The 22365-nt window shown below is 59.8% G+C and carries 18 protein-coding genes and 3 pseudogenes; 7 read left to right on the top strand and 14 right to left on the bottom strand.

Annotated features, from left to right (window positions below; all coding sequences use genetic code 11):
- Positions 1–10: 10 nt before the first annotated feature.
- Positions 11–898: a heme o synthase gene (cyoE, locus tag AB4N76_RS08665; protein WP_460164380.1), complete on the top strand. Its 888-nt coding sequence runs from the start codon at positions 11–13 to the stop codon at positions 896–898.
- 77 nt (positions 899–975) lie between these two features.
- Here cyoE and AB4N76_RS08660 read toward each other — a convergent pair.
- Positions 976–2384: pseudogene (locus tag AB4N76_RS08660) on the bottom strand (aminotransferase-like domain-containing protein).
- 123 nt (positions 2385–2507) lie between these two features.
- Between AB4N76_RS08660 and AB4N76_RS08655 the strand changes: the two are divergent.
- Positions 2508–3008, top strand: a complete 501-nt coding sequence (locus tag AB4N76_RS08655; RefSeq protein ID WP_046026667.1) for a RidA family protein — start codon at positions 2508–2510, stop codon at positions 3006–3008.
- 63 nt (positions 3009–3071) lie between these two features.
- Here the strand turns inward: AB4N76_RS08655 and AB4N76_RS08650 are convergent, their stop codons facing one another.
- From AB4N76_RS08650 to AB4N76_RS08640, 3 genes are all read right to left on the bottom strand, one after another.
- The gene (locus tag AB4N76_RS08650; RefSeq protein WP_460164379.1) at positions 3072–3776 is read right to left on the bottom strand and encodes a hypothetical protein; all 705 of its coding nucleotides are present in this window, start codon (positions 3774–3776) and stop codon (positions 3072–3074) included.
- Positions 3777–3930: 154 nt separating this feature from the next.
- Positions 3931–5448 (bottom strand): sensor histidine kinase, encoded by a 1518-nt coding sequence (locus AB4N76_RS08645; protein WP_109787540.1) that lies wholly within the window; start codon positions 5446–5448, stop codon positions 3931–3933.
- Positions 5445–6161 carry a response regulator transcription factor gene (locus tag AB4N76_RS08640; protein ID WP_046026664.1) on the bottom strand — a complete coding sequence of 239 codons (717 nt, stop codon included), beginning with the start codon at positions 6159–6161 and terminating at the stop codon, positions 5445–5447. The genes AB4N76_RS08645 and AB4N76_RS08640 overlap by 4 nt, the downstream gene beginning before the upstream one ends.
- Positions 6162–6312: 151 nt before the next feature.
- Between AB4N76_RS08640 and msrB the strand changes: the two genes are divergently transcribed.
- The 3 genes and pseudogenes from msrB to msrA all read left to right on the top strand — a co-directional run bounded on the left by msrB (position 6313) and on the right by msrA (position 9373).
- Positions 6313–6831: a peptide-methionine (R)-S-oxide reductase MsrB gene (msrB, locus tag AB4N76_RS08635; RefSeq protein ID WP_109787541.1), complete on the top strand. Its 519-nt coding sequence runs from the start codon at positions 6313–6315 to the stop codon at positions 6829–6831.
- A gap of 43 nt (positions 6832–6874) precedes the next feature.
- Positions 6875–8637: pseudogene (locus AB4N76_RS08630) on the top strand (cytochrome c biogenesis protein DipZ).
- Between the two features lie 31 nt (positions 8638–8668).
- Entirely contained in the window at positions 8669–9373 is a 705-nt protein-coding gene (gene msrA, locus AB4N76_RS08625; RefSeq protein ID WP_077431291.1) for a peptide-methionine (S)-S-oxide reductase MsrA, read from the top strand.
- Between the two features lie 19 nt (positions 9374–9392).
- Here the strand turns inward: msrA and AB4N76_RS08620 are convergent, their stop codons facing one another.
- Positions 9393–10406 carry a sensor domain-containing diguanylate cyclase gene (locus AB4N76_RS08620; RefSeq protein WP_046026660.1) on the bottom strand — a complete coding sequence of 338 codons (1014 nt, stop codon included), beginning with the start codon at positions 10404–10406 and terminating at the stop codon, positions 9393–9395.
- Between the two features lie 74 nt (positions 10407–10480).
- Positions 10481–11386, bottom strand: coding sequence for a LysR family transcriptional regulator (locus AB4N76_RS08615; protein WP_077431292.1), 906 nt, complete (start codon positions 11384–11386; stop codon positions 10481–10483).
- Positions 11387–11488: 102 nt separating this feature from the next.
- On the opposite strand from AB4N76_RS08615, the gene AB4N76_RS08610 reads away from it, so the two are divergent.
- Complete coding sequence (locus tag AB4N76_RS08610; RefSeq protein WP_046026658.1) at positions 11489–12664, top strand: aspartate aminotransferase family protein; 1176 nt, start codon at positions 11489–11491, stop codon at positions 12662–12664.
- A gap of 250 nt (positions 12665–12914) precedes the next feature.
- Here AB4N76_RS08610 and AB4N76_RS08605 read toward each other — a convergent pair whose 3' ends face one another.
- From AB4N76_RS08605 to AB4N76_RS08575, 7 genes and pseudogenes are all read right to left on the bottom strand, one after another.
- Positions 12915–13409 (bottom strand): P-loop NTPase family protein, encoded by a 495-nt coding sequence (locus AB4N76_RS08605; protein ID WP_077431293.1) that lies wholly within the window; start codon positions 13407–13409, stop codon positions 12915–12917.
- A 14-nt stretch (positions 13410–13423) separates the two neighbouring features.
- The gene (locus tag AB4N76_RS08600; protein ID WP_460164378.1) at positions 13424–15346 is read right to left on the bottom strand and encodes an alkaline phosphatase D family protein; all 1923 of its coding nucleotides are present in this window, start codon (positions 15344–15346) and stop codon (positions 13424–13426) included.
- 128 nt (positions 15347–15474) lie between these two features.
- Entirely contained in the window at positions 15475–15840 is a 366-nt protein-coding gene (locus AB4N76_RS08595; protein WP_077431295.1) for a hypothetical protein, read from the bottom strand.
- A gap of 229 nt (positions 15841–16069) precedes the next feature.
- The gene (locus AB4N76_RS08590; protein ID WP_077431296.1) at positions 16070–16291 is read right to left on the bottom strand and encodes a formate dehydrogenase subunit delta; all 222 of its coding nucleotides are present in this window, start codon (positions 16289–16291) and stop codon (positions 16070–16072) included.
- A pseudogene (gene fdhF, locus AB4N76_RS08585) lies at positions 16288–19176 on the bottom strand (formate dehydrogenase subunit alpha). Before fdhF ends, AB4N76_RS08590 begins: the two are co-directional and overlap by 4 nt.
- Positions 19173–20705 (bottom strand): formate dehydrogenase beta subunit, encoded by a 1533-nt coding sequence (locus tag AB4N76_RS08580; RefSeq protein ID WP_460164377.1) that lies wholly within the window; start codon positions 20703–20705, stop codon positions 19173–19175. The pseudogene fdhF and the gene AB4N76_RS08580 overlap by 4 nt, the downstream one beginning before the upstream one ends.
- A complete protein-coding gene (locus AB4N76_RS08575) occupies positions 20702–21178 on the bottom strand; it encodes a formate dehydrogenase subunit gamma (protein ID WP_140668453.1) in 477 nt (158 codons plus the stop codon). The genes AB4N76_RS08580 and AB4N76_RS08575 overlap by 4 nt, the downstream gene beginning before the upstream one ends.
- 334 nt (positions 21179–21512) lie before the next feature.
- Between AB4N76_RS08575 and AB4N76_RS08570 the strand changes: the two genes are divergently transcribed.
- Positions 21513–21881 carry a PH domain-containing protein gene (locus tag AB4N76_RS08570; protein WP_460164376.1) on the top strand — a complete coding sequence of 123 codons (369 nt, stop codon included), beginning with the start codon at positions 21513–21515 and terminating at the stop codon, positions 21879–21881.
- 162 nt (positions 21882–22043) lie between these two features.
- Here the strand turns inward: AB4N76_RS08570 and AB4N76_RS08565 are convergent, their stop codons facing one another.
- On the bottom strand, positions 22044–22352 hold the full coding sequence (locus AB4N76_RS08565; protein ID WP_460164375.1) for a DUF3077 domain-containing protein: 309 nt from the start codon (positions 22350–22352) through the stop codon (positions 22044–22046).
- Positions 22353–22365 lie beyond the last annotated feature (13 nt).

Genomic DNA, 22365 nt, shown 5'->3' with positions numbered 1-22365 from the left:
GAAAGTCCGGATGTCCTTTAAGCACTTTATCCAAATCACCAAACCGGGGATCATTTTCGGTAACGTGCTTTCTGTGGCGGGCGGATTTTTCCTGGCCTCGAAAGGGCATGTCGATCTGGCCATTTTCCTGGCCGCCATGATCGGCACGTCCCTGGTGGTGGCTTCGGGTTGCGTGTTCAACAACTGCATCGACCGCGACATCGACCTGAAGATGGAACGCACCAAGAACCGGGTGCTGGTCCAGGGCTTGATCTCCCTGAAACTGGCCCTGGCCTTTGCGACCGTCCTGGGTGTTGCCGGCGTCGCATTGTTGTACAAGGTGGCGAACCTGTTGGCCGCGCTGTTCGCGGTGATCGGTTTCATCATCTACGTCGGCTTCTACAGCCTGTACCTCAAGCGCAAGTCGGTTCACGGCACGCTGGTGGGCAGTCTGTCGGGCGCCATGCCGCCGGTGATTGGCTACGTCGCTGTGACCAACAGCTTCGACATGGCCGCACTGACCCTGCTGGTGATGTTCAGCCTGTGGCAGATGCCGCATTCCTACGCCATCGCGATCTTCCGCTTCAACGATTACCTGGCCGCATCGATTCCGGTGCTGCCAGTGAAGCGCGGGATCCAGGTGGCCAAGAAGCACATCCTGATCTACATCCTGGCCTTCCTCGTGGCGACCTTGATGCTGACCTTCAGCGGCTACGCCGGCATGAGCTACCTCGCCGTCGCCGCGGCCATGGGCATGTACTGGTTGTACATGGCCTGGACCGGCTACAAGGCAGTGGATGACACGGTCTGGGCACGCAAGCTGTTCGTGTTCTCGATCTTCACCATTACCGCGTTGAGCGTGATGATGTCCCTGGACTTCAAAGTGCCGACCGAGTTGCTGCTGACGTACGCGCCTTAAGCGTCGGATGCTGTAAACAAAAGCCCCGCCTTCGAGAGAAGTGCGGGGCTTTTTGTTGGGGGACAAGCAGAAAAAACTCAGCGATCAAGCAACCGGAAAAACCGCTCGCGCACCTGGGTGTTATCGCTGTGCGCGACATTGAAACGCAGGAAGCTGCTGGCATCGACCGCTTTGCTCAGCAAGGTGCCGGGCGCCAGCACCAGGTCAATGTCGAGGCCTTTGCTGGCCAGGGTTTCAGCGTGGAAACCTTCGGGCAAGCGGGTCCAGATAAACAACCCTTCACCCGGCAGTGACGATACCGAGCACCCGGCCTCCACCAGCCAGCGCGCCACACGGCTGCTGGATTCGTAGAGGCGGTCGACGGTGCGGCGGGTGTGTTTGGCGAAGCTTCCATTGTTGAGCATGGAGCAGGTGATCTGCTCCGCGAGTTCCGAGGTCACGCCGCCGCAGGCCATTTTCAAAGCAATCATCCGGGCCGCCAAGGGCCGCGACAACACGGTGTAGCTGACACGGCTGTTGGCGGTCAGGGTCTTGGAAAACCGGAGACGTAACTGACCGTGTCCAGCCCGCCCGCGGCCAGGCGCGGTGTGCGTTTCTGCTGGATGTCGCCATACAAGTCATCTTCGACGATATGAAAACCATAGCGGTGACTCAGTTCCAGCAGGCGATAAACCTGGGCGGCGGTGAACGAGTGGCCGGTCGGGTTATGCAGCGTGCTGTTGGTCATATACAGCACGGGGCGATGGGCAATCAGCAATTGCTCGAACGCCTCAAGGTCCAGGCCATCGCAATCGCGGGCAATGGTGATGACCTTGGCGCCGTGCAACGCCAGATTGGCGTGCATGTTGAAGTAACACGGGTCGTCGAGTACTACCGTATCGCCAGGCTTTATCAACAGGCGCATCAGCAGGTCGATCGCCTGCACGGTGTTGGAAGTGGTGATGATTTGTTCCACCGGTGCCTCGATACCGACGGTCGACAACTTGACCCGTAATGCCTCGCGCAACGGCAGATAACCGCCCACTTCACCGTACTCGCCCATGCGCAGCGTCGTCGCGCGAAGTGTCGCGCGTACGGCTTTGAGCAGTTCTTCGGCGGGCAACCAGGAGGCGGGGAGGAATCCGCAGCCGGGACGCAGCGCACCGTTTTCCAGCAACAGTGCACGGCGGACCCGGCTGAGCGTGTCCTGAGGTTGCAAGTCCGGACCGGCAGCCGCGGACGGCGGATTGATGGCTCGCTGAACGTAATGCCCGGAGCCCTGGCGCGAGACCACTAGTCCCTTGGCGCGCAACCGGTCAAGGGCATCGACCATTGTCGACTTGCCCACGTTCATCAAGCCCGAGAGCTCGCGAATGGGTGGCAGTTTGGCCCCATGGGGCAGGCCTCCCTGGTTGATCGCCATCGTCAGCTGATCGACGATCTGCTGCACCAGCGGCATCCCTGGCTGAAGTTCGATGGCGGCGATGACTGCACGCTGAACCTGCATTTTACTGGTCTCCCTGGCAGTAAAGTTCGTTGGATTCTATACGAACTTACCCTGAACAAGACAAGTGTCTGATGCCTACCATCAACTGCGCTTTTCGCTCTCTTGATGAAGAAGGTTCGGTAGATGATTAAGCAATTGACTCGCGACGAACGCTTCGTCGCCCTGGCAAAAGAACTGGGTTTTGATATCTACGACGAGAACGCTGCTGGCGGACATTACGCGCCGCTGATTCGACATGAAGATGAACTGTACATCAGCGGGCTGGTGCCGCGAATGAACGGCAAAATTCAATACCCTGGCAGGGTGGGGCTGGAGCTCAACCTGGCAGATGCTCAAGAAGCGGCGAGTATCAGTGCGATACGTGGGCTGGCGCTGATTTACGCCGCCATCGGTTCACTGGAGCACATAAAGGCGCTGCTTCGCATAACGGTCTATGTGAAATCCACCTTTGATTTTGTCGATCTCAGTGACGTGGCCAATGGCGCATCGGATGTCTTTACGCATGTACTGGGCGATGCCGGTAAACACACCCGTACGACCGTCGGTGTTTATCAGCTGCCGAAAAACGCGCCGGTAGAAGTGGACATGATGGTGGCGCTGCATTCGTCAGCTCCGTCATCCTGAGTGCAATAAAAAGCCCTGCTTCAAGGGCAGGGCTTTTCGGTCGCTGGCGTTTGCCCGGCTGAGTTACTGCGCGGCGATGCTGTAGCCGTCGAACGCGGTTTGCTGCTGCAGTGCGGTGATGATGTTCTTGCGGTTGACCGCTTGTTCGACGCCGGTGTTATCGAGGAACGTCTCGCTTTCAATCACTGCGTCTTCACCTTCGCCGACGAAGGTGAAGCCGAGGAACTCCAGCGCTTTGCGGTCAACGTTCAGGCTTGAACGCGGGGTGCGCAGCGGCAGGGTGACGTTTATGCCGTCCTTGCTGATGGTGAACACTTCGAGATCTTTCTTGGCGCGAGCCACTTTGCTTTTGCCACTGCTCGGGTTGCTGATAGCCTGGTGAGTCTGGTTCAGCACTTTCAGCGCCAGACCGTAGACGATCTCCTGAAACGCCGGGTCATCCTTGAAGCTGGAGAGAATCCGGCTGATCGGGAATTTGCTGCTCAGATCTTCGAGAGCGGCGATGTCGGCCGCTTCCGCGTCCTTGAGTTGCTTGAGTTCGCCCATCAGCTCATAGGCTTTATCGTCGTCGAAGCTGTCATGTGCCTGGCGAATCGCGGCGCGCAGCTCGCGGATCTGGTCGCTTTCCCGGGTGGACTGAAAAGCGTCCAGGACCATCTCGCTGATGGTCTTGGCCTGTGGCACATGCTGTGAAAGATTGATGGAGTTTTCGTATTCCGCTTTGGACGACAGGGTGATTACGGATTCAGCGGTGTTGGAATCGGACATTGAAATTTCACTACTTCTTTTAACTTGAATTGAGGCGAGAAAGCACAGGGCCTTTTCAGGTCGCCTAATCTATTGGACCGCGGCAGCGTTGTCACGGGTGAACAGGCAACTGGTCGTCATTTTTGCGAGCCGTTACCTGAATGTGTGCCACCGACTAGGTCCCGGTTGAATTGAGATTCATCGAGCGAACCGCCCATTGCTCTGCCGTTTGCTGATCCACCGGCAAGGAGAAGCGAAAGGTCGCGCCTCGTCCGGGCAGATCGATCAGCTGGATCTCGCGACCATGCAATTGCAGGATCCGATGCACGATACGCAGCCCCAGCCCGCCATCGCGCCGTGCACCGCCAATGTTGAAGGGACGCAGGAACAGCCCTTCGCGCAACTGTGGTGCGATGCCGGGGCCGGTGTCGCTGACGGTGACTTCGATAAACGGCCCTTGTGGGCGCAGGCTCAATTCGACTTCTCCACCTTGAGGGGTATTGCGCAGGGCGTTGTCGAACAGGTTGGTCAGCACCCGCTCGATCAATCCCAGGTCGGCGCAGGCCGCGGAAACGTTAGGGGCGAAAGTGGCCTTCAGTTCGATCTGGCGCGCTTCGGCGGTCAGCTCGAATTTCTGGAAGATGTCCTGCACCAGATCGGTCATGGAGAAGCGTTCCAGCACCGGTTGTACGAAACCGTGCTCCAGTCTGACCAGTTCGAGCAGCGATTGCGCCAGGCCACCCACTTTTCGACTTTGATCCAGGGCGATGCCCAGATAGCGACGGCGGTCGGCGGGGGATAACGTGGCGTCTTTGAGCGTCAGGGTTTCCAGGTATCCGTGCAGCGAGGCCAACGGTGTTCGCAGGTCGTGGGAAATGTTTGCCACCAGTTCGCGACGCTCCTGATCCTGGCGAGTCAGTGAGCGCCACTGTTCACTCAGGCGGGTTTGCATTTGCCGGAAGGCTGCGTCCAGTACGGCAATTTCATCGTGACTGGCCGCTTTCCCTAGCGGTTCCGCGGTCGGTGGTGTGGAGGGAACACCATCGATGTCGAACTGACTGACTCTTTCGGTCAAGCGGCGCAACGGTCGGGTAATCAGGGCAAATGCCGTGAGACCGGCGATCAGGCACAACAACGCGACCAGACCGATGGACCACAGGGCGGTATTGAGCGCGGCACTGGTGGCGCCGCGTTCGGCGAAGCGGTCGTGTTCTTCGCTGAGCAGTACCACATAGAGATAACCGGCGGGCTGACCGTTGACCCGCAATGGCGCGGCGCTGAAGACTTTGCGTCCATCGACGCTGCGCGGGTCATCGCCGAGAATCGGCAGGGCGTCGCCCTTGAGCAAGCGCTGGATCGGTCCAAGGTCGATCCGTTCCCGATGTATCCGGCCTTCGGGGGCGGCGCTGCCGACAATCTTGCCCTCGGAGTCCAGCAGATAGACCTCGACGCTGGGATTGACCTGCATGAGTTTGCTGAACAATTCTCGAACGGCATTGGGCATCAGGCCGCCAGCATCCATCAGTACGGTGTCATGGGCGATGTGTTGCGCCAGATCGCGCGACAGTCCCTGGACCACTTCCAGTTCATGCATTTGATTGGCGCGCACTTGCATCCACGCCGATGTGCCACAGCACACCAGCAACAGAATCGCGAACACCAGGGACAGGCGTTGTGTCAGGGTCAGCCTCATGGCTGTTCCTCCTTGACCGCGAATTTGTAACCGCGCCCCCACACCGTGAGGATGCGCACAGGTTGCGCCGGGTCAGCTTCGATCTTGGCCCGCAGACGGTTGATGTGGGTGTTCACCGTATGTTCGTAGCCCTCATGGCTGTAACCCCATACCGCATTGAGCAAGTCCATGCGCGAGAACACCTTGCCCGGCTGGCGGGCGAAGAAGTAGAGCAGGTCGAACTCCCGTGGTGTGAGGTCCAGGCGCCGCCCGTCGAGCGAAACCTCGCGGGTGATTGGGTCGATGGACAGGCCGTCCGTCATCAGGCTGCCCGAGTCCATTTTCAGGTTGCGGGCCATGGCGTCTACCCGACGCAGCAGCGCCTTGACCCGGGCGACCAGTTCCAGCATCGAAAAGGGCTTGGCAAGGTAATCGTCAGCGCCGAGTTCCAGGCCCAGGATCCGGTGTACTTCGCTGGAGCGCGCACTGGTGATGATGATCGGGGTGTAGCGGGCCATCGCCCGCGCACGACGGCAGATTTCCAGGCCGTCGACACCCGGCAGCATCAGGTCGAGGATCAATGCATCCCAGCTTCCTTGCTGCAACAGGCGCATGCCTTCATCACCGTCGGCGCAGTGCACCACTTCGAATTGTTCATCACGAAGATGCAGGCAAATCAGATCGGCGATGTGCAGGTCGTCCTCGACCACCAGGACGCGTTTGGTCTGTTCCATAAAGCTCAATCCTTTGTCGCGAATGGGCACATTGTGCGGGTTTTCCTCAGCCTGAGTTATCACGAATTGTTTAACTCCTCGTGAGGATTTGGCGATCAACCCAAGCCTAGGCTGTGTTCCCTATCAGGCACCTGGAATTTTGGAGAAGGCCATGTTTTCACGGCGACAGTTTCTTGTAGCGGGCGGCGGGCTGGGGGCTGCAGCGTTGGTGATCGGTGTGTTGCCAAAATTTGCCGCCAGCACTGCACTGGTCAGTGATGCCGGCGCGGCGGAGGTATTCGAGGTGACCCACAGCGACAGCGAATGGCACGCCCTGCTCAGCGACGAGCAGTACGAGATTTTGCGTGAAGAGGGCACGGAGCGGGCCTACAGCAGCCCATTGAACAATGAACATCGCGCAGGTGTTTTCGCCTGTGCAGGGTGTGATTTGCCGCTGTTCTCATCCGACACCAAGTTTGACAGCCGCACCGGCTGGCCCAGTTTCTGGGCACCGCTGGACAAAGCGGTGGCCACTCGTCAGGACCGATCCTTTGGTGTGCTGCGCGAAGAGGTTCACTGCCGGCGATGCGGCGGTCATCTGGGGCATGTCTTCGACGACGGGCCCAAACCCACCGGTCTGCGTTATTGCATGAACGGCCTGGCGTTGACCTTCAAGCCGCAGGCGGCTTGAACCGTGGGCATTTCCCTTCATTCACCTGGTGCAGGTCGACGCTATGTGGCTTTTGGTTCTCGCTTATCTCGGTGGTGTACTGACAATCGTCAGCCCCTGCATCCTGCCGGTGCTGCCCTTTGTCTTCGCTCGAACCGGGCAGCCGTTTATGAAAAGTGGCTTGCCGCTATTGGCGGGGATGGCGCTGACCTTCGCGCTGGTCGCCACGTTGGCGGCGGTGGGTGGCGGTTGGGTGGTGCAACTCAATCAGTACGGTCGCTGGCTCGCGTTGCTGTTCGTAGCACTGTTCGGGTTGACGCTGATGCTGCCCCGACTGGCCGAGCGACTGACACGGCCCCTGGTGGCGGCCGGCAGCCGACTATCGGAGGCCGCCGGCGCCGATGCCCGGCCACGCCCCGGCGCTTCCTTCCTGATCGGCGTTGCCACGGGCCTGCTCTGGGCGCCTTGCGCCGGACCTATTCTGGGGCTGTTGCTGACAGGCGCGGCGCTGCAAGGGGCAAGCATCGAAACCACATTGCTACTGCTGGCTTACGCGGCCGGTGCCGCCACTTCCCTCGCTGTGGCGCTGCTGCTGGGCGGTAAAGTCTTCGCAGCGATGAAACGTTCGATTGGCGCAGGCGAATGGGTTCGGCGCGGTCTGGGGGCCGCGATGCTGGCGGGGGTTGCCGCGATTGCCCTGGGGTTGGATACCGGCATTCTGGCGCGGGTTTCGACCGCGTCCACCGGTGGAATCGAACAGGCATTGGTGGGGCGATTGGCCGGCAAATCCCCGAACAACAGCGGGGCGATGATGGCCGCCGGTGACACGGTGAAAGTGAGTGACAAGGCCTCCGGTGCCTTGCCGATTGAAGGCAACCTTCCTGCACTGGATGGTGCAGTGCAGTGGCTCAATTCCCACCTCTCACGGCGCAGGCCTTGAAGGGCAAAGTCGTGCTGGTGGATTTCTGGACCTACTCCTGCATCAACTGCCTGCGCACGTTGCCGTATGTGAAAGCCTGGGCCGAGAAATATCGCGATCAGGGTTTGGTGGTGATCGGTGTTCACGCACCTGAATTCGCCTTTGAACGGGATGTTGGCAATGTCACCAAAGCCATGAAAGACCTCGGCATCAACTACCCGGTTGCCATCGATAACGACTACAAGATCTGGCGTGCCTTCAACAACGAGTACTGGCCGGCCCATTATTTTGCAGATGCTCAGGGGCGCATTCGCTATCACCACTTTGGTGAAGGCGAGTACGTCGAATCGGAGAGGGTCATCCAGCAGCTGCTGCGTGAAGCGGGAGCGGTGAAGGTCGCGGATGGCCTGATCAACGCTGATGCGACTGGGGTTCAGCTCGCGCCGGACATGAAGGAAGTGCAATCACCGGAAACCTATGTCGGTTTCCAGCGTGCGGAGCATTTCGTTCCCGAGACCAGCCTTGTGCCGGACAAAGTCGCCGCCTACACCCCACCCGCTGAATTGGCCCTCAATGACTGGAGCCTGGACGGAAAATGGAATGTCGGTTCCGAACGGGCGATTTCCAGCGCCCCCGCCAGTCGCATCGTCTATCGCTTCCACGCTCGCGATTTGCACTTGGTGCTGGGCCCTGCTGCCGACGGAAAACCAGTGCGATTCAAAGTGCTGATTGACGGAAAAGCCCCCGGCGATGCCCACGGCACCGATGTGGCGCCCGACGGCAGCGGCACTGTGAAAGAACAACGCTTGTATCAATTGGTGCGCCAGAGCGGCGGCGTGACGGACCGCACGTTCAGCATCGAGTTTCTCGATCCCGGCGTGTCGGCCTACGCGTTTACGTTCGGTTGAAGCCATTTCGTTTGTCTAGGAGTCATGTCCCATGAAAACCCTGATCACCTGGCGCCGCACCCTGTTGGGGATGGCTGCTGCCGGCATCATCAGTCAGTGCTCGGCCTTCTCGTTCGGTGCCGAAGACGCGGTCATCATTCCCCCGCCGGCCCTGGATGAAACAACCCAGGCCCACAGTGAAAAGGTGGTGTTTGCCGGCGGATGTTTTTGGGGCGTCCAAGGTGTGTTTCAACATGTCAAAGGTGTGAAGCAAGCCGTCTCCGGTTACGCCGGCGGCGCGGCCAGCACCGCCCGATATGAACGGGTCAGCGAGGGCGACACCGGCCATGCGGAATCCGTCGAAGTCACGTTCGATCCGGCTCAGGTCAGTTATGGCACGCTGCTACAGATCTATTTTTCGGTGGCCCACAACCCCACCGAACTGAATCGCCAAGGTCCCGACAGCGGCACTCAATACCGGTCGGCGATTTTCACTGAAAACACCGAACAGCAACGCATCGCCCAGGCCTACATTGCCCAGCTCGACGCCACCCATTTGTTCAACAAACCCATTGTGACCAGGCTGGAAACCTACAACGGTTTTTACCCGGCAGAAGAGGAGCATCAAGACTTTTTGACCGAGCACCCGAGCTATCCGTACATCGTGATCAACGATCTACCGAAAGTGGCGCAGTTGAAGCAGCTGTACCCGGACCGGTACCAGGAGAAACCGGTGTTGGTGAAGGCTGGAATGTAAAATCGACGTGGGGTTGGTTTCACCCCGAAATCACATTCTTGCCCGCCACCTTCGACCGATAAAGCGCCTGATCGGCCCTGGCCAGCAACCCGGTCTGTTGCTCTTCGTCAAAGCGCTGGACCACGCCAAAACTCATGGATACTTGAAACTCGCCCACGGGTGGCAGGCTCGACAATCCGTCGCGGATTTTCTCGGCGAGAAGTCTGGCTTCAGCCAACGAGGTATCGGGAAGGATGATGATGAACTCGTCACCTCCCCACCGCGCCAGCAGATCACCTTCGCGTACGCAGAGCTTCACGCCCTCGACCACCTGCACCAATGCCGCATCACCCAGGGCATGGCCGTAGTGATCGTTGATGATCTTGAAGTCGTCGATGTCCATGGCGATCAGGGACAGCGGTCTGCGAAAGCGCTGGGCTCGTTCGCATTCCAGAGGCAGGGCTTTTTCCATCAGGTAGCGATTGGCGATGGATGTCAGCGTGTCGGTTTCCGCCAGTTTGCGGTTTTCTTCGAGTTGGATCTGAAGCTGCTGATTGACCCGAGACAATTCCCGGGTGCGCTCTTCAACTGTCGCTTCAAGGGAGTGAGTGCGTCGTTCCAATGCTTCAAGCAGGCGACGTTTGTCGTCGATGCTGCGGTGCGCGCCGATCATGCGCGCCACGGAACCGTCAGCATTGCGGGACAGCACATAACCGCGGTCTTCGATCCAGGTGTAACTGCCGTCCAGCATGCGGCAACGATATTCGGCCTGGTAGGTGGGCGCGCGCTGTTGCACGTAATCATCAAACACGGCCATGACCGCGGGGTAGTCGTCAGGGTGAATGAGGTTTTCCCAAGTCAACGCCGTGTTGTCCAGGGAATGAGGCTCGTAGCCGAGCATCTTGTACCAACCGGGATTGCGGTAGACAAAGCCGGTGTTGGCGTTCCAGTCCCAAATACCGTCGCTGACCAATTCCAGAATGGTGTGCAGCAGGTCTTCGCTAAAATCTGACGCATTGAACTTCAACGGCTTGATATTCGACGCTTCCCCCATCACCGCTCTCCCTGACGCACAGATATCAATTGATTCGCCTGGCATCGAGATTAGTGCATGGCACGTTGCCCCCGCTAGTGTTTGCCCCATAACTGCATGGCAAAGTCGACGAAGTGGCGTAGTTTCGGTAAACGGTAGCGATCCTGGGCGTATACCAGGTGCATTGGCCGGCTCGGCAGCCGGTAGTTCTGCATCAGTGCTACCAGTTTTCCGTTGAGCAAATCTTGTTCTACCAATGCATCGGGCAGCATCACGATGCCCATCCCGGTTCGAGCCGCCTGATGCAACCCCGCCGAACTATTGATCAGCATCGGGCCGCTGACAGCCACCATCACTTCACCTTCCGGCCCACTCAGGCGCCATTGTTTTTCGACCGATTGCCAGTCGTCCCCGACCGGGTAAGCAAAGGACAAACAGGCGTGATGTTGCAGGTCTTCGGGCATTTGCGGTATCCCGCGGCGCGCCAGGTATTCGGGAGACGCGCACATGGTCAGGGTGTAGTCGATCAGCGGGCGGGCGATCAGGTTGGACGGCTCGATTGCGCCCAAGCGAAACGCCACATCTAGGCTGTTCTCGAGTAGATCGGGGCGCCCGTTGGTGAGCACCACATCCAGTTTGACTTGCGGACATTGCAGCGAGAACTCACTGAGCGCCGGAGCGAGCCTTTCCGTGCCGAACGTCAGTGGCGCCGTAATGCGCAGGGTCCCACTCGGCGCGTCCTGGCTCTGTTCGGCCAGGCGTTCGGAGTCAGCCACCAGCCCGAGTACTTCCAGACAGCGCTGGTAGTAAGCGGAGCCGAATTCTGTCAGGCGCTGGCGCCGTGTTGTACGGTTGAGCAGGCGCACCCCCAGGCGTTGTTCCAATGCGCGAAGGTGATTGCCGACCATGGTTGTGGACATTTCGCACTGCTGCGCGGCGGCGGTCATGCTGCCGGCTTCCACCACTTTTACGTAAACCGTCATTGCCTGGAACAGATCCATTATCAAGCCCGGCTTTAAGATGATTGAAGTGTTACAGCGTTTATCCAGCTCAGGTGGCTAACCATACTGTAAAAACACCGACCATTGATGGAGCTTGATGTCATGACCGCCGCCTGCCTGATGAGCACTTACCAACCGCTGGCCTTGAGTTTCAGCAAAGGGCTGGGAACACGCCTGTGGGATGAGGCCGGTCGTGAATACCTGGACGCAGTGGCGGGAGTGGCGGTGACCAACGTTGGCCACTCCCATCCGCGCATTGTGTCAGCGATCAGCGAGCAGGCCGGTTTGCTGTTGCACACATCGAACCTCTACAGCATCGACTGGCAACAGCGCCTGGCGCAAAGGTTGACGACGCTGGCGGGTATGGATCGGGCGTTCTTCAACAACTCCGGCGCCGAAGCCAATGAAACCGCACTGAAACTCGCGCGGCTTCACGGTTGGCACAAAGGGGTCGAGCAACCCCTGGTGGTGGTCATGGAGAACGCTTTTCATGGCCGCACGCTGGGCACGTTATCTGCCAGCGATGGCCCGGCCGTGCGCCTGGGTTTCAACGAGTTGCCGGGGGATTTTGTCAAAGTGCCCTTCGGTGATCTCGGCGCTTTGGATAAGGTGCATCAAGCCCACGGCCAAAGAATCGTGGCCATCCTGATGGAGCCGATCCAGGGCGAAAGCGGCGTCCAGTTGGCACCACGCGGTTATCTCAAAGCGGTGCGCGAGCTCTGCAACAGGCACTCATGGCTGATGATGCTCGACGAGATCCAGACCGGTATCGGCCGCACCGGTCAATGGTTCGCGTTCCAGCATGAAGGCATTGTCCCGGACGTCATGACCCTGGCCAAAGGCCTCGGCAACGGCGTCCCCATCGGCGCCTGCCTTGCCCGGGGGAAAGCCGCTGACTTGTTCACTCCGGGCAGCCACGGCAGCACCTTCGGCGGTAATCCGTTGGCCTGTCGTGTCGGATGTACAGTGCTGGACATCATCGAAGAACAAGGTCTGCTGGAGAACGCGAGTCTTCAGGGCGAACGTCTGCTCGCCAGATTACGCAGCGAATTGGCAGACAATCCGAACGTCCTGGCCATCCGTGGTCAAGGCTTGATGATCGGCATCGAACTCAAGCAGCCGATCCGCGACCTGACCTTGATCGCCGCGCGGGATCACGGTTTGCTGATCAACGTGACACGGGGCAAGACCATTCGCCTGCTGCCGCCGCTGACGATTGATGAGCGGGAGGTGGAGATGATTGTCAGAGGCGTATGTCGGGCCGTGACCATTGCCTGACATACGTTCCCGATCGTTTCCACGCTCTGCGTGGGAATGCCTCTTGTGACGCTCTGCGTCACGCTTTCGGGAACGCGGAGCGTCCCTGGTTGCATTCCCACGCAGAGCGTGGGAACGATCAAAAAGTGGACTGAATTCACTGTTCGGTAGTGAGATCAGTGAGATCAGTGAGCGGTGTAGTCCCCATCCGAACAACGCGCCATCCCGGCCTGCCATCACCTCAGCTTGGGGACTCCCCGCAGTGCAGTAATTACTCAGGCCGTAACAAGCGATCTATAAACGCCGTAATTTCACCGCGATCCTCGAGTTTGATTTTTGTACCTCCAAACCCTTGAAACAATCGCCGGTGCGCGCCGAGCCCGCTCGAGTCTTCACGGCGATGGTAGTTTGCGGCCCACTCCAATAACGAGATCAGTCGCTCGTCGTTGTGTTCTTCTCGCTGGCGAATATTGGCGACGCAATATTCGTCATCGACACACAACCAGATTAGCGCCGTCGCTCGGTGGACAAGTTCGCTGATGATCCAGCCGTAAACACCCTCGATTACCCAGCGTTCTTCACTGGCCGCGATCCGCGCCATGCCCAATACTGCGGCACCCGGGCGGGCAATGCTGTGTTCGTCCGACACCCAGTGAATCCGATCGAGATCGATCCATGGCACCTTGAGGTGTTTGGCCAATCGTTTAGCCAGCCAGCTTTTGCCTGAGCCAGAGTTGCCGATGATCAGCGTTCGGGTGAGGTTCATGGTGACTCGCCGTTTCAGTCGTCATGTTCAGGCGCAACCATCCGGGTCTTGGGCGAGCCGTTTGAGTTGTGCTGATAAATATCCTGGGGTTGTCCTTTCTCATTGAAGAACACTTGGCCGATGCCTGCCGAGTTCCATAGCCGTTCGCCAGCTTCTGCGTGTTCGGGGGTATACGGGACGATGCGCATGCGCCGACGTTTGGTCAGCCAGTTCAGTGGCGAGCGCGGCGAATAGAGCCAGCGATTGAGGCGGTCGAACCATTCGAGCAGGGTGGGCGGAAATTCGTTTTTGATGCCGCTGCTGGTGATCTGCCAGATTTTCGGCCCCGCCTTGCGGTGTCGGATCAATACTTCGTAGACGAAGGAATAATGCACATCGCCGGACAGCACCACGTAGTTACCCGGTGTGCGCGAGTGTCGGAAAATGTTCAAGATCACTTGGGCTGCGCCGCGATGAGCCATCCAGTTTTCGGCGTCCACCAGCAGTGGAAAACCGCACCAGCTAAAGGCTTTTTGCACGGTTTCGATCAGTTTGACGCCGAAGATCGGCGCCGGTGACACGATGATCGCCGACGGATGATCCAGTAATTCCTGTTGCAGTTCACTGAGCGCTTCCCAGTCCAGCAGGCCCGAGGGTTGCTTGAGATTCATCTCGCTGCGCCAACGACGGGTGCGGGTGTCTATCACGACCAGCGCAGGCGTGGTGGGCAGCACGTAATGCCACTGCTGAAAACGCAACAGCGCATCGATCAAGTCATCCTGCAGCGCACTGTCGAGGTAACGATCGCCTCCGGTGGTGCCGAGCAGACGGGTTTTTTCCAGCACATCGCCAAACGCCTGCGGGTTGTTGCCCCAGCCCTGGCACAGCATGTAGGCGATCAAGGCGTTGCCGATGATGCGCTTGGAGAACGGATGGCCGTAGGCCGTTTCCTCCCATTGCGCGCTAAGGTTCCAGTCGTCGGTAATGTCGTGGTCGTCGAAAATCATCAGGCACGGCAGGTGCGCCATGGCCCGCGCGGCACGGCCCAGGCCGGACTTGAAGTCATCGATGCGGGTTTGTTCAAGGGCATAGCGCTTGCGTCTTTCTGGTGTCAGCGCGGGCGGTTGCGGGGCGATCAGGGTCCAGGGAATCGGCGACCAGACCAGCAGGTACATGGCCATGACTTCTGCGAACGTCACCAGGTGATTGTCGGCGCTGCTGCTGGTGAAAATCGGCTTGCGTGCGCCACCGAAAAAACGCTCGCGCAGGGTCTCATTGCTCTCAAGCGCCGGTAGCAGATCCTCACGGTGGTAGTAACTGGCCGGGTGTTCGTAGAGCCTGGCGCTGTCGCTGACCACGGCGCCTTCGAGGTGTTCATCGAACAGGCCCAGGCGCTCGATCAAGGCGTGAATCGCTCGCAGCATCGGCCCGGCGACATCATCGGCGTAGACCTGATCGCCGGTCATCATCAGCAGTGCCGGCCTCTGCAACGCATCGTGTTCCGTCGCCAACAACTGGTCGACGCAGAGCAGGCCATCAATGGCCGGGTGATGAGGTTTTCGGCAAGAGCCATGCAGCAGTTGATCAACCCGGGAACGCAGCACGAAGTTCGGGCAACGGGCATCGCCGTACAACAGGTGCGGTGCCCAATCGGCGATGCCGGATTCAACGCCATCGATCAGCAGGTCATATTCAATCAACGTGTCGCAGGGCAGGGCGGTGTCCAGCGGCACATCGACCAGGTGCACAAAGGCATGCTTGCCGACCGCGATCACCGTGCATTGCCCGCCATCGAGGCGGATATCGTCGACACCCTGCAAGCGCAAGGTCAGCTCCAGCGCCCGGGAACCCACCAGCCACAACACCAGGCGTGTGGGCTCCAGGCGCCGCAACAGCGGGCCGACAAGGACCGGTGGCAGGGCGTGATGGCTGTCGGGGAGTGGCGAAGACATGGGCATGCAGATTCAGGACTCTTGGCGCGCAGAGCACGTGATGATAGCGCAGCCAGCGGTCGGGGTTGTCTGATGGCTAAAGGCTTAAAACCTCACCGGATGTGTCTTGGAAAGGTGGCGGGGCAGGGGGGTAATCACTTGGCAGGAAAGATCACTGCCCACACCACTAACGTGATGAATGCCGCCAGCAGGCTGCACGATCCGGCGATCAAATGATTCCGGACCTGGGACTCCTCCCGCTTGAGTCGGTTGATAACCAACAGCCATGTCCCGACGAAAGCGCCGATGATCGCCATGAACGAATAGAGAAAGTAGGCCGGTCCTCGTGCTGCCTGTGGTTCGGCGCCGATAAAAATCAGCACGATGATCCCGACGATGAAACTGGCCAAGGCCCCGGCCATGTTGGCAAACCACAGATTGAAGCTGCCACGGTTTCTAACGATCCAAAACCAGATCCCCGCTGACGCAGCGAAGAACACCAAGAGGGCGATGAATATCATTGAGTCTTCCTTGTTTGTTGATCACGTGAGGTGATGGCGTTAAGGCCACAATCCACAGTGTTGGACGGCGGGAAGATATCAAACTGGAAGTTTGTACAGAAAGGAAAGATCGAAAGATCGTGACTTGAGTCTGTCAGTCAGGGTGCGCATGCCCTCGAATGCTCGGCTTGAAAATCACTGGAACGCCCCTTGCCCTGTCTTCACAGGACAAGGGGTCATTCGAGAGAACCTAAGCCTCCCAGCCCGCCCCACTGACGGCTGCCTGCGCCAATGGGTGCATGTCTGCCCCCTGATGCTCCGTCTGCCAGGCCAGTAATTCCTTGCGCATGCCGGGCGTCCAGTACATCTGAATGTGATTGCGCACGCCGAGCACGGCCGCTTGCTGGTCGGGTTCGGTGGCGAAGTACTGGGCGATCTGGTTGGCCATTTTGATCAGGTTTTCAGTGCTCATCGGCGCACCTCGGCGGTTGTTCCAGCGGTGCGTGCCTGGCGGCGTTCGGTGAGCAACCGCTGTTGTTCGTCGCTGAATGCCTGATAGCGTTTTTGCCATTCGGAAGGGTGGTAGACGCGGCTGACCTCCACGGCGGTGACCTTGTACTCCGGACAGTTGGTGGCCCAGTCGGAGTTGTCGGTGGTGATGACGTTGGCCCCCGATTCAGGAAGTGGAACGTGGTGTACACCACGCCCGGCGCAACCCGCTCGGTGACCCGCGCACGCAGTACGGTCTGTCCGGCGCGGCTGCCGATGCCGACCCAGTCACCCTCGTTGATGCCACGACTCTCGGCGTCGGTCGGGTGGATTTCCAGGCGGTCTTCGTCGTGCCAGGCGACGTTTTCGGTACGTCGGGTCTGGGCGCCGACGTTGTACTGGCTGAGGATGCGCCCGGTGGTCAGCAGCAGCGGATAGCGACTGTTGACCTTTTCCTCGGTGGGCACGTAGCCGGTGAGCATGAAGCGCCCCTTGCCGCGCACGAATTCATCGATGTGCATGGTCGGCGTGCCGTCCGGTGCCGCAGCGTTGCACGGCCATTGCAGGCTGCCGTGGCGATCCAGTTCGGCGTAGCTGACGTTGGTGAAGGTCGGCGTCAGGCTGGCGATTTCATCCATGATTTCTGATGGGTGCTGGTAATTCATCGGGTAGCCCAACGCGTTGGCCAAGGCCACGGTGCCTTCCCAGTCAGCCTTGCCGCCCAGCGGATCCATGACCTTGCGTACCCGCGAAATGCGCCGCTCGGCGTTGGTGAAAGTGCCGTCCTTCTCCAGGAACGAAGCGCCCGGCAGGAATACGTGGGCGAATTTGGCAGTTTCATTGAGGAAAATGTCCTGCACCACCACGCATTCCATGGCCGACAACGCCGCGGTGACGTGCTGGGTATTCGGATCGCTCTGAGCGATGTCCTCGCCCTGGCAATACAAGCCCTTGAAACTGCCGGCCAGTGCAGACTCGAACATGTTCGGAATACGCAGGCCCGGATCGGGTTGCAGCGTGACGTTCCACGCCTGTTCGAACTGCGCCCGCACCACCTCGTTGGAAATGTGCCGGTAGCCGGGCAACTCGTGGGGGAAGGAGCCCATGTCGCAGGAGCCCTGAACATTGTTCTGCCCCCGCAGCGGGTTCACGCCCACGCCTTCGCGGCCGATGTTGCCGGTGGCCATGGCCAGGTTGGCGATGCCCATGACAGCGGTGCTGCCCTGGCTGTGTTCGGTGACGCCCAAGCCGTAATAGATCGCCGCGTTGCCGCCGGTGGCATACAGACGAGCGGCGGCGCGAATGTCGGCAGGCTCTACGCCGCAGATGGCGCCAAGCACTTCCGGCGAGTTTTCTGCGCGGCTGACAAACTCGCTCCAACGAGTGAAATCGCTGCCCTCGCAACGGGCGTCGATAAACGCCTGATCGAGCAAGCCTTCGGTGACGATGACGTGGGCCAAGGCGTTGAGCATCGCGACGTTGGTGCCCGGGCGCAGGGCCAAATGATATTCAGCGCGGGCATGCACCGAGTCCACCAGATCAATGCGTCGCGGATCGATGACAATCAACCGCGCGCCTTCACGCAGGCGACGTTTGAGCTGGGAGGCGAACACCGGGTGGGCGTCGCTCGGGTTGGCGCCCATCACCAGGATCACATCGGCCTGCATCACCGAGTCGAAACTCTGGGTGCCGGCGGACTCGCCCAGGGTTTGTTTCAGGCCATAACCGGTCGGCGAGTGGCAGACCCGCGCACAGGTGTCGACGTTATTGTTGCCGAACGCGGCGCGCACCAGTTTTTGCACCAGATAGGTTTCTTCGTTGGTGCAGCGGCTGGAGGTGATGCCACCAATGGAATCGCGACCGTATTTTTGCTGGAGCCGGCGGAATTCGCTGGCGGCGTAAGTCACCGCTTCATCCCAGCTGACTTCCTGCCAAGGGTCGTTGATGTGCTGGCGGATCATCGGTTTGGTGATGCGATCCGGGTGGGTCGCATAGCCCCAGGCAAAGCGCCCTTTGACGCAAGAGTGGCCATGGTTGGCCTGACCGTTTTTGTCCGGAACCATGCGCACCAGTTGGTCGCCTTTCATCTCGGCGCGGAACGAGCAGCCCACCCCGCAATAGGCACACGTGGTGATCACGCTGCGTTCGGGCTGACCCAGTTCGATCACGCTTTTTTCCATCAGGGTCGCGGTAGGGCAGGCCTGCACACAGGCGCCGCAAGACACGCATTCGGAGTCGAGGAAATTATCGCCACCGGCAGCGGACACACGGGATTCAAAACCGCGCCCTGTGATGGTCAGGGCAAACGTACTCTTGGGTTTCTTCGCAGGCGCGCACGCAGCGGTTGCAGACGATGCACTTGCTCGGGTCGTAATCGAAGTAAGGGTTGGAAGTGTCCTTCACATCGGCCAGATGGTTGTCGCCTTCATAGCCGTAACGCACTTCCCGAAGCCCGACTTGGCCAGCCACGGTTTGCAGCTCGCAGTTGCCGTTGGCCGAACAGGTCAGGCAGTCCAGCGGGTGATCGGAGATGTACAGCTCCATGACGTTGCGCCGCAGGGTCGCAAGCTTTGGTGTCTGGGTGTGCACGGTCATGCCTTCGCTGACCGGCGTGGTACAGGACGCCGGGTAACCGCGCATGCCGTCGATTTCCACCAGGCACATGCGGCACGAGCCGAAGGCTTCGAGGCTGTCGGTGGCGCATAGTTTCGGAATCGTGGTGCCCATCAGCGCAGCGGCGCGCATCACCGAAGTGCCTTCCGGCACGCTGATGCTACGGCCGTCGATGTTCAGGGTGACTTGCACCTGACTGTCGCGGGCCGGGGTGCCGAGATCGATATCGGTGTTCGGGTCGAAGAGGGTGATCATTGGTCGGCCTCCGAAGATTGCAGACCGAAGTCGGCGGGGAAGTACTTGAGGGCGCTGGCGACCGGAAAGGAAACCATGCCACCCAGCGCGCACAGCGAACCGTATTGCAGGGTGTCGCACAGGTCCTTGAGGATGATCACCTGCGCATCGCGAACGTTCTGGTCCGGTGCGGCCAGCAGACGGTCGATCACCTCCACGCCCCGGGTCGAACCGATGCGGCAAGGCGTGCATTTGCCACAGGATTCCTCGGCGCAGAACTGCATGGCGAAACGCGCCATGTGGGCCATGTCCAGCGTGTCGTCCGCCACCACCACACCGCCGTGACCGAGCATGGCGCCGATGGCGGCGAACGCTTCGTAATCCAGCGGCGTGTCGAATTGCGAAGGTGGCACCCACGCGCCGAGCGGGCCGCCGACCTGTGCGGCTTTCAGCGGCCGGCCACTGGCGGTGCCACCGCCGTAGTCTTCCACCAATTCACGCAGCGTCAGGCCAAAGGCCCGTTCCACCAGGCCGCCACGACGAATATTGCCCGCCAATTGGAAAGGCATCGTGCCGAGGGAACGGCCCATGCCGTAATCGCGATAGAACTGCGCACCCTTGGCCAGAATCAGCGGCACCGAGGCCAGGGTCAGCACGTTGTGCACCAGCGTCGGCAGACCGAACAGGCCCTTCAATGCAGGAATCGGCGGCTTGGCGCGGACGATCCCGCGCTTGCCTTCGAGCGAGTCCAGCAACGCGGTTTCTTCACCGCAGATGTAAGCGCCGGCACCGACACGCACTTCCATATCGAAGGCCCAGCCACTGCCGCCGACGTTGGCGCCGAGGTAACCGTTAGTCCGGGCAATCGCCAGCGCCTCGTTCAGCGTGGCGATGGCCTGTGGATATTCCGAGCGCACATAGATGTAGCCGTAGCTGGCGCCGACGGTGATGCCGGCAATGGCCATGCCTTCGATCAGCAGGAAGGGGTCGCCTTCCATCAACATGCGGTCGGCGAAGGTGCCGGAGTCGCCTTCGTCGGCGTTGCACACAATGTACTTCTGCGCAGCCTGGGTGGCGCGCACCGTGCGCCATTTGATCCCGGCGGGGAAGGCTGCACCGCCACGGCCACGCAGGCCTGAATCGAACACCGCGGTCGCGGTCTCATCGCCGCCAATAGTGACGGCCCTTGTTAAACCCTCGAAACCTCCGTGGGCCCGGTAATCGTCCAGCGACAACGGCCGGGTGATGCCAGCGCGGGCGAACAGCAAACGTTGTTGAGACTTCAAATACGGCAATTCTTCCACCAGGCCCAAGGCCAGTGGGTGCGAGGACGGGTCGCCTTGCAGCGCATCGAGCACGGACGGCACATCGCTAGCGGTCAGTGGGCCAAAACCGATTCGGCCTTGCGCGGTGTCCACTTCCAGCAAGGGTTCCAGCCAATAGAGGCCACGAGAGCTGGTGCGTTGCAGGTCGTGGCTGGCAAGGGCAGACGCCACCGCATCGGCACCCACGGCACGGGCCAGCGAATCACAGGATAGATAGAGGCTCATACGTCCTCCCGGCAAGCGTCGAGCAATGCATCAAGACGCTCGGCACTCAGCCGCGCATGCACCTGACCATCTAGCTCCAGCGCCGGCGAACAAGCACAAGCACCGAGGCAATACACCGGACGCAAACTGATGCTGCCATCGGCGCTGCTGCCGTGGTCATCCAGTTGCAGACGTTCACGCAACTGCGCGGCCAACTGCTCGGCGCCGCGACTCTTGCACGACTCCGCCCGACACAGACGCAGGATATGCCGGGCCGGCGGCGCGGTGCGGAAGTCATGGTAGAAGCTGATCACCCCACGAATCTCGGCCTGACTCTGATTGAGGGCGTGGGCAATCTCGGGGATGGCGGCATCGGGGATGTAACCGATACCGGCCTGAATCTCATGAAGAATGGGCAACAGTGCACCCGCAGAGCCCTTGTGGCGCTCCAGCACGCTGTTGACCATAGGCAATTGCAACATCTCATCAGGCATACAGCATTCCTCACGGTCACGGACAAACCAGGCGGTCGTCGATTGTCCGAAAGTGTCGGCTGCGGCATTCACACCACGTCACGGTATCGTGGCATTGTCAGGCCGTTGGCCAGGGCACCCTGAGTGGGCATCTTGTTGTGCCCGGCGCAGTCTTTGCCGCACCTTTTATAGGGCATTAAGGGAGCTTGCCACGCTGGTATTGATTCGCCTGCACCAAAGCGACGTGTTTGGTTCTTTCTACGACCACTACCCGTTAAGTCTAGACGAGGCCCAGCCCAAGGCGCCGTATGCAGCCCGCACTCGGGATTTACGTTCAAAAAACAGGGAATGACAGATGATTGATTTCAACAACAAAGGCTTCTTCAAACTCAAGCAAAACGAAGAATACGCCGAACGCGTCAGCGCACTGCTGCTGGAAGGGGAGCAGGTCATCGACGCCTACAAATCCATGCGCGACGGCGTAGTGTTCACCAACAAACGCATCATCGCCGTCAACGTACAAGGCATCACCGGCAGCAAAAAAGACTTCACCTCGCTGCCCTACAAAAACATCGTGGCGTACTCGGTGGAAACGTCCGGGACCTTTGACCTGGATTCAGAGCTGGAGATCTATTTCTCGTCACTGGGCAAAGTGAAATTCGAATTCACCGGCAGGACATCGATGGTAGAAATCTCAAAACTGATCTCCCAACACGTCCTCTGACCCCAACACGAAAAAGCCCCGAAAACCTCGGGGCTAACAACGACCTCCAGCTAACCGCAATCCCTGTGGGAGCGGGCTTGCCCGCGATAGCGCCAGTTCAGCCAACATCAATCCTGAACCAACCGCCGTCATCAAGCAGTCCGCTCCCCCATTTTTCAGCGTTTACCCTTCAGACGCCGCCGCCCGCTCAGGCGCCGCAGCAGAACCCCGACCCCGCCCAAGCACCTTCACCGCATCATCAACCACCGCCTTACTCATCGCCGTCAAATAATGCGCAGCCCAGGCGTGGCGGTCGGTGTCTGTGGCGTACGCGGCATCCTCGTTCAGCTTCTTGGCGAGAAACAGAAAGTCAGAAGCCATGGCCAATGCATCGCCGAGTGGAACGCCGCGAGTGACGTGGAAGAGTGGTTGGTCTGCGCAGTAAATGGCAGGGGTTAGGCCGATGGTTTTCAGCTCTGATTGATCGGTCATTGGGCACCTCCGA

It is taken from the genome of Pseudomonas sp. S2_F03 (assembly GCF_054668335.1).
Note: the sequence above shows the minus strand (reverse complement) of the source record. Positions and strands in the feature narration are given on the sequence as shown.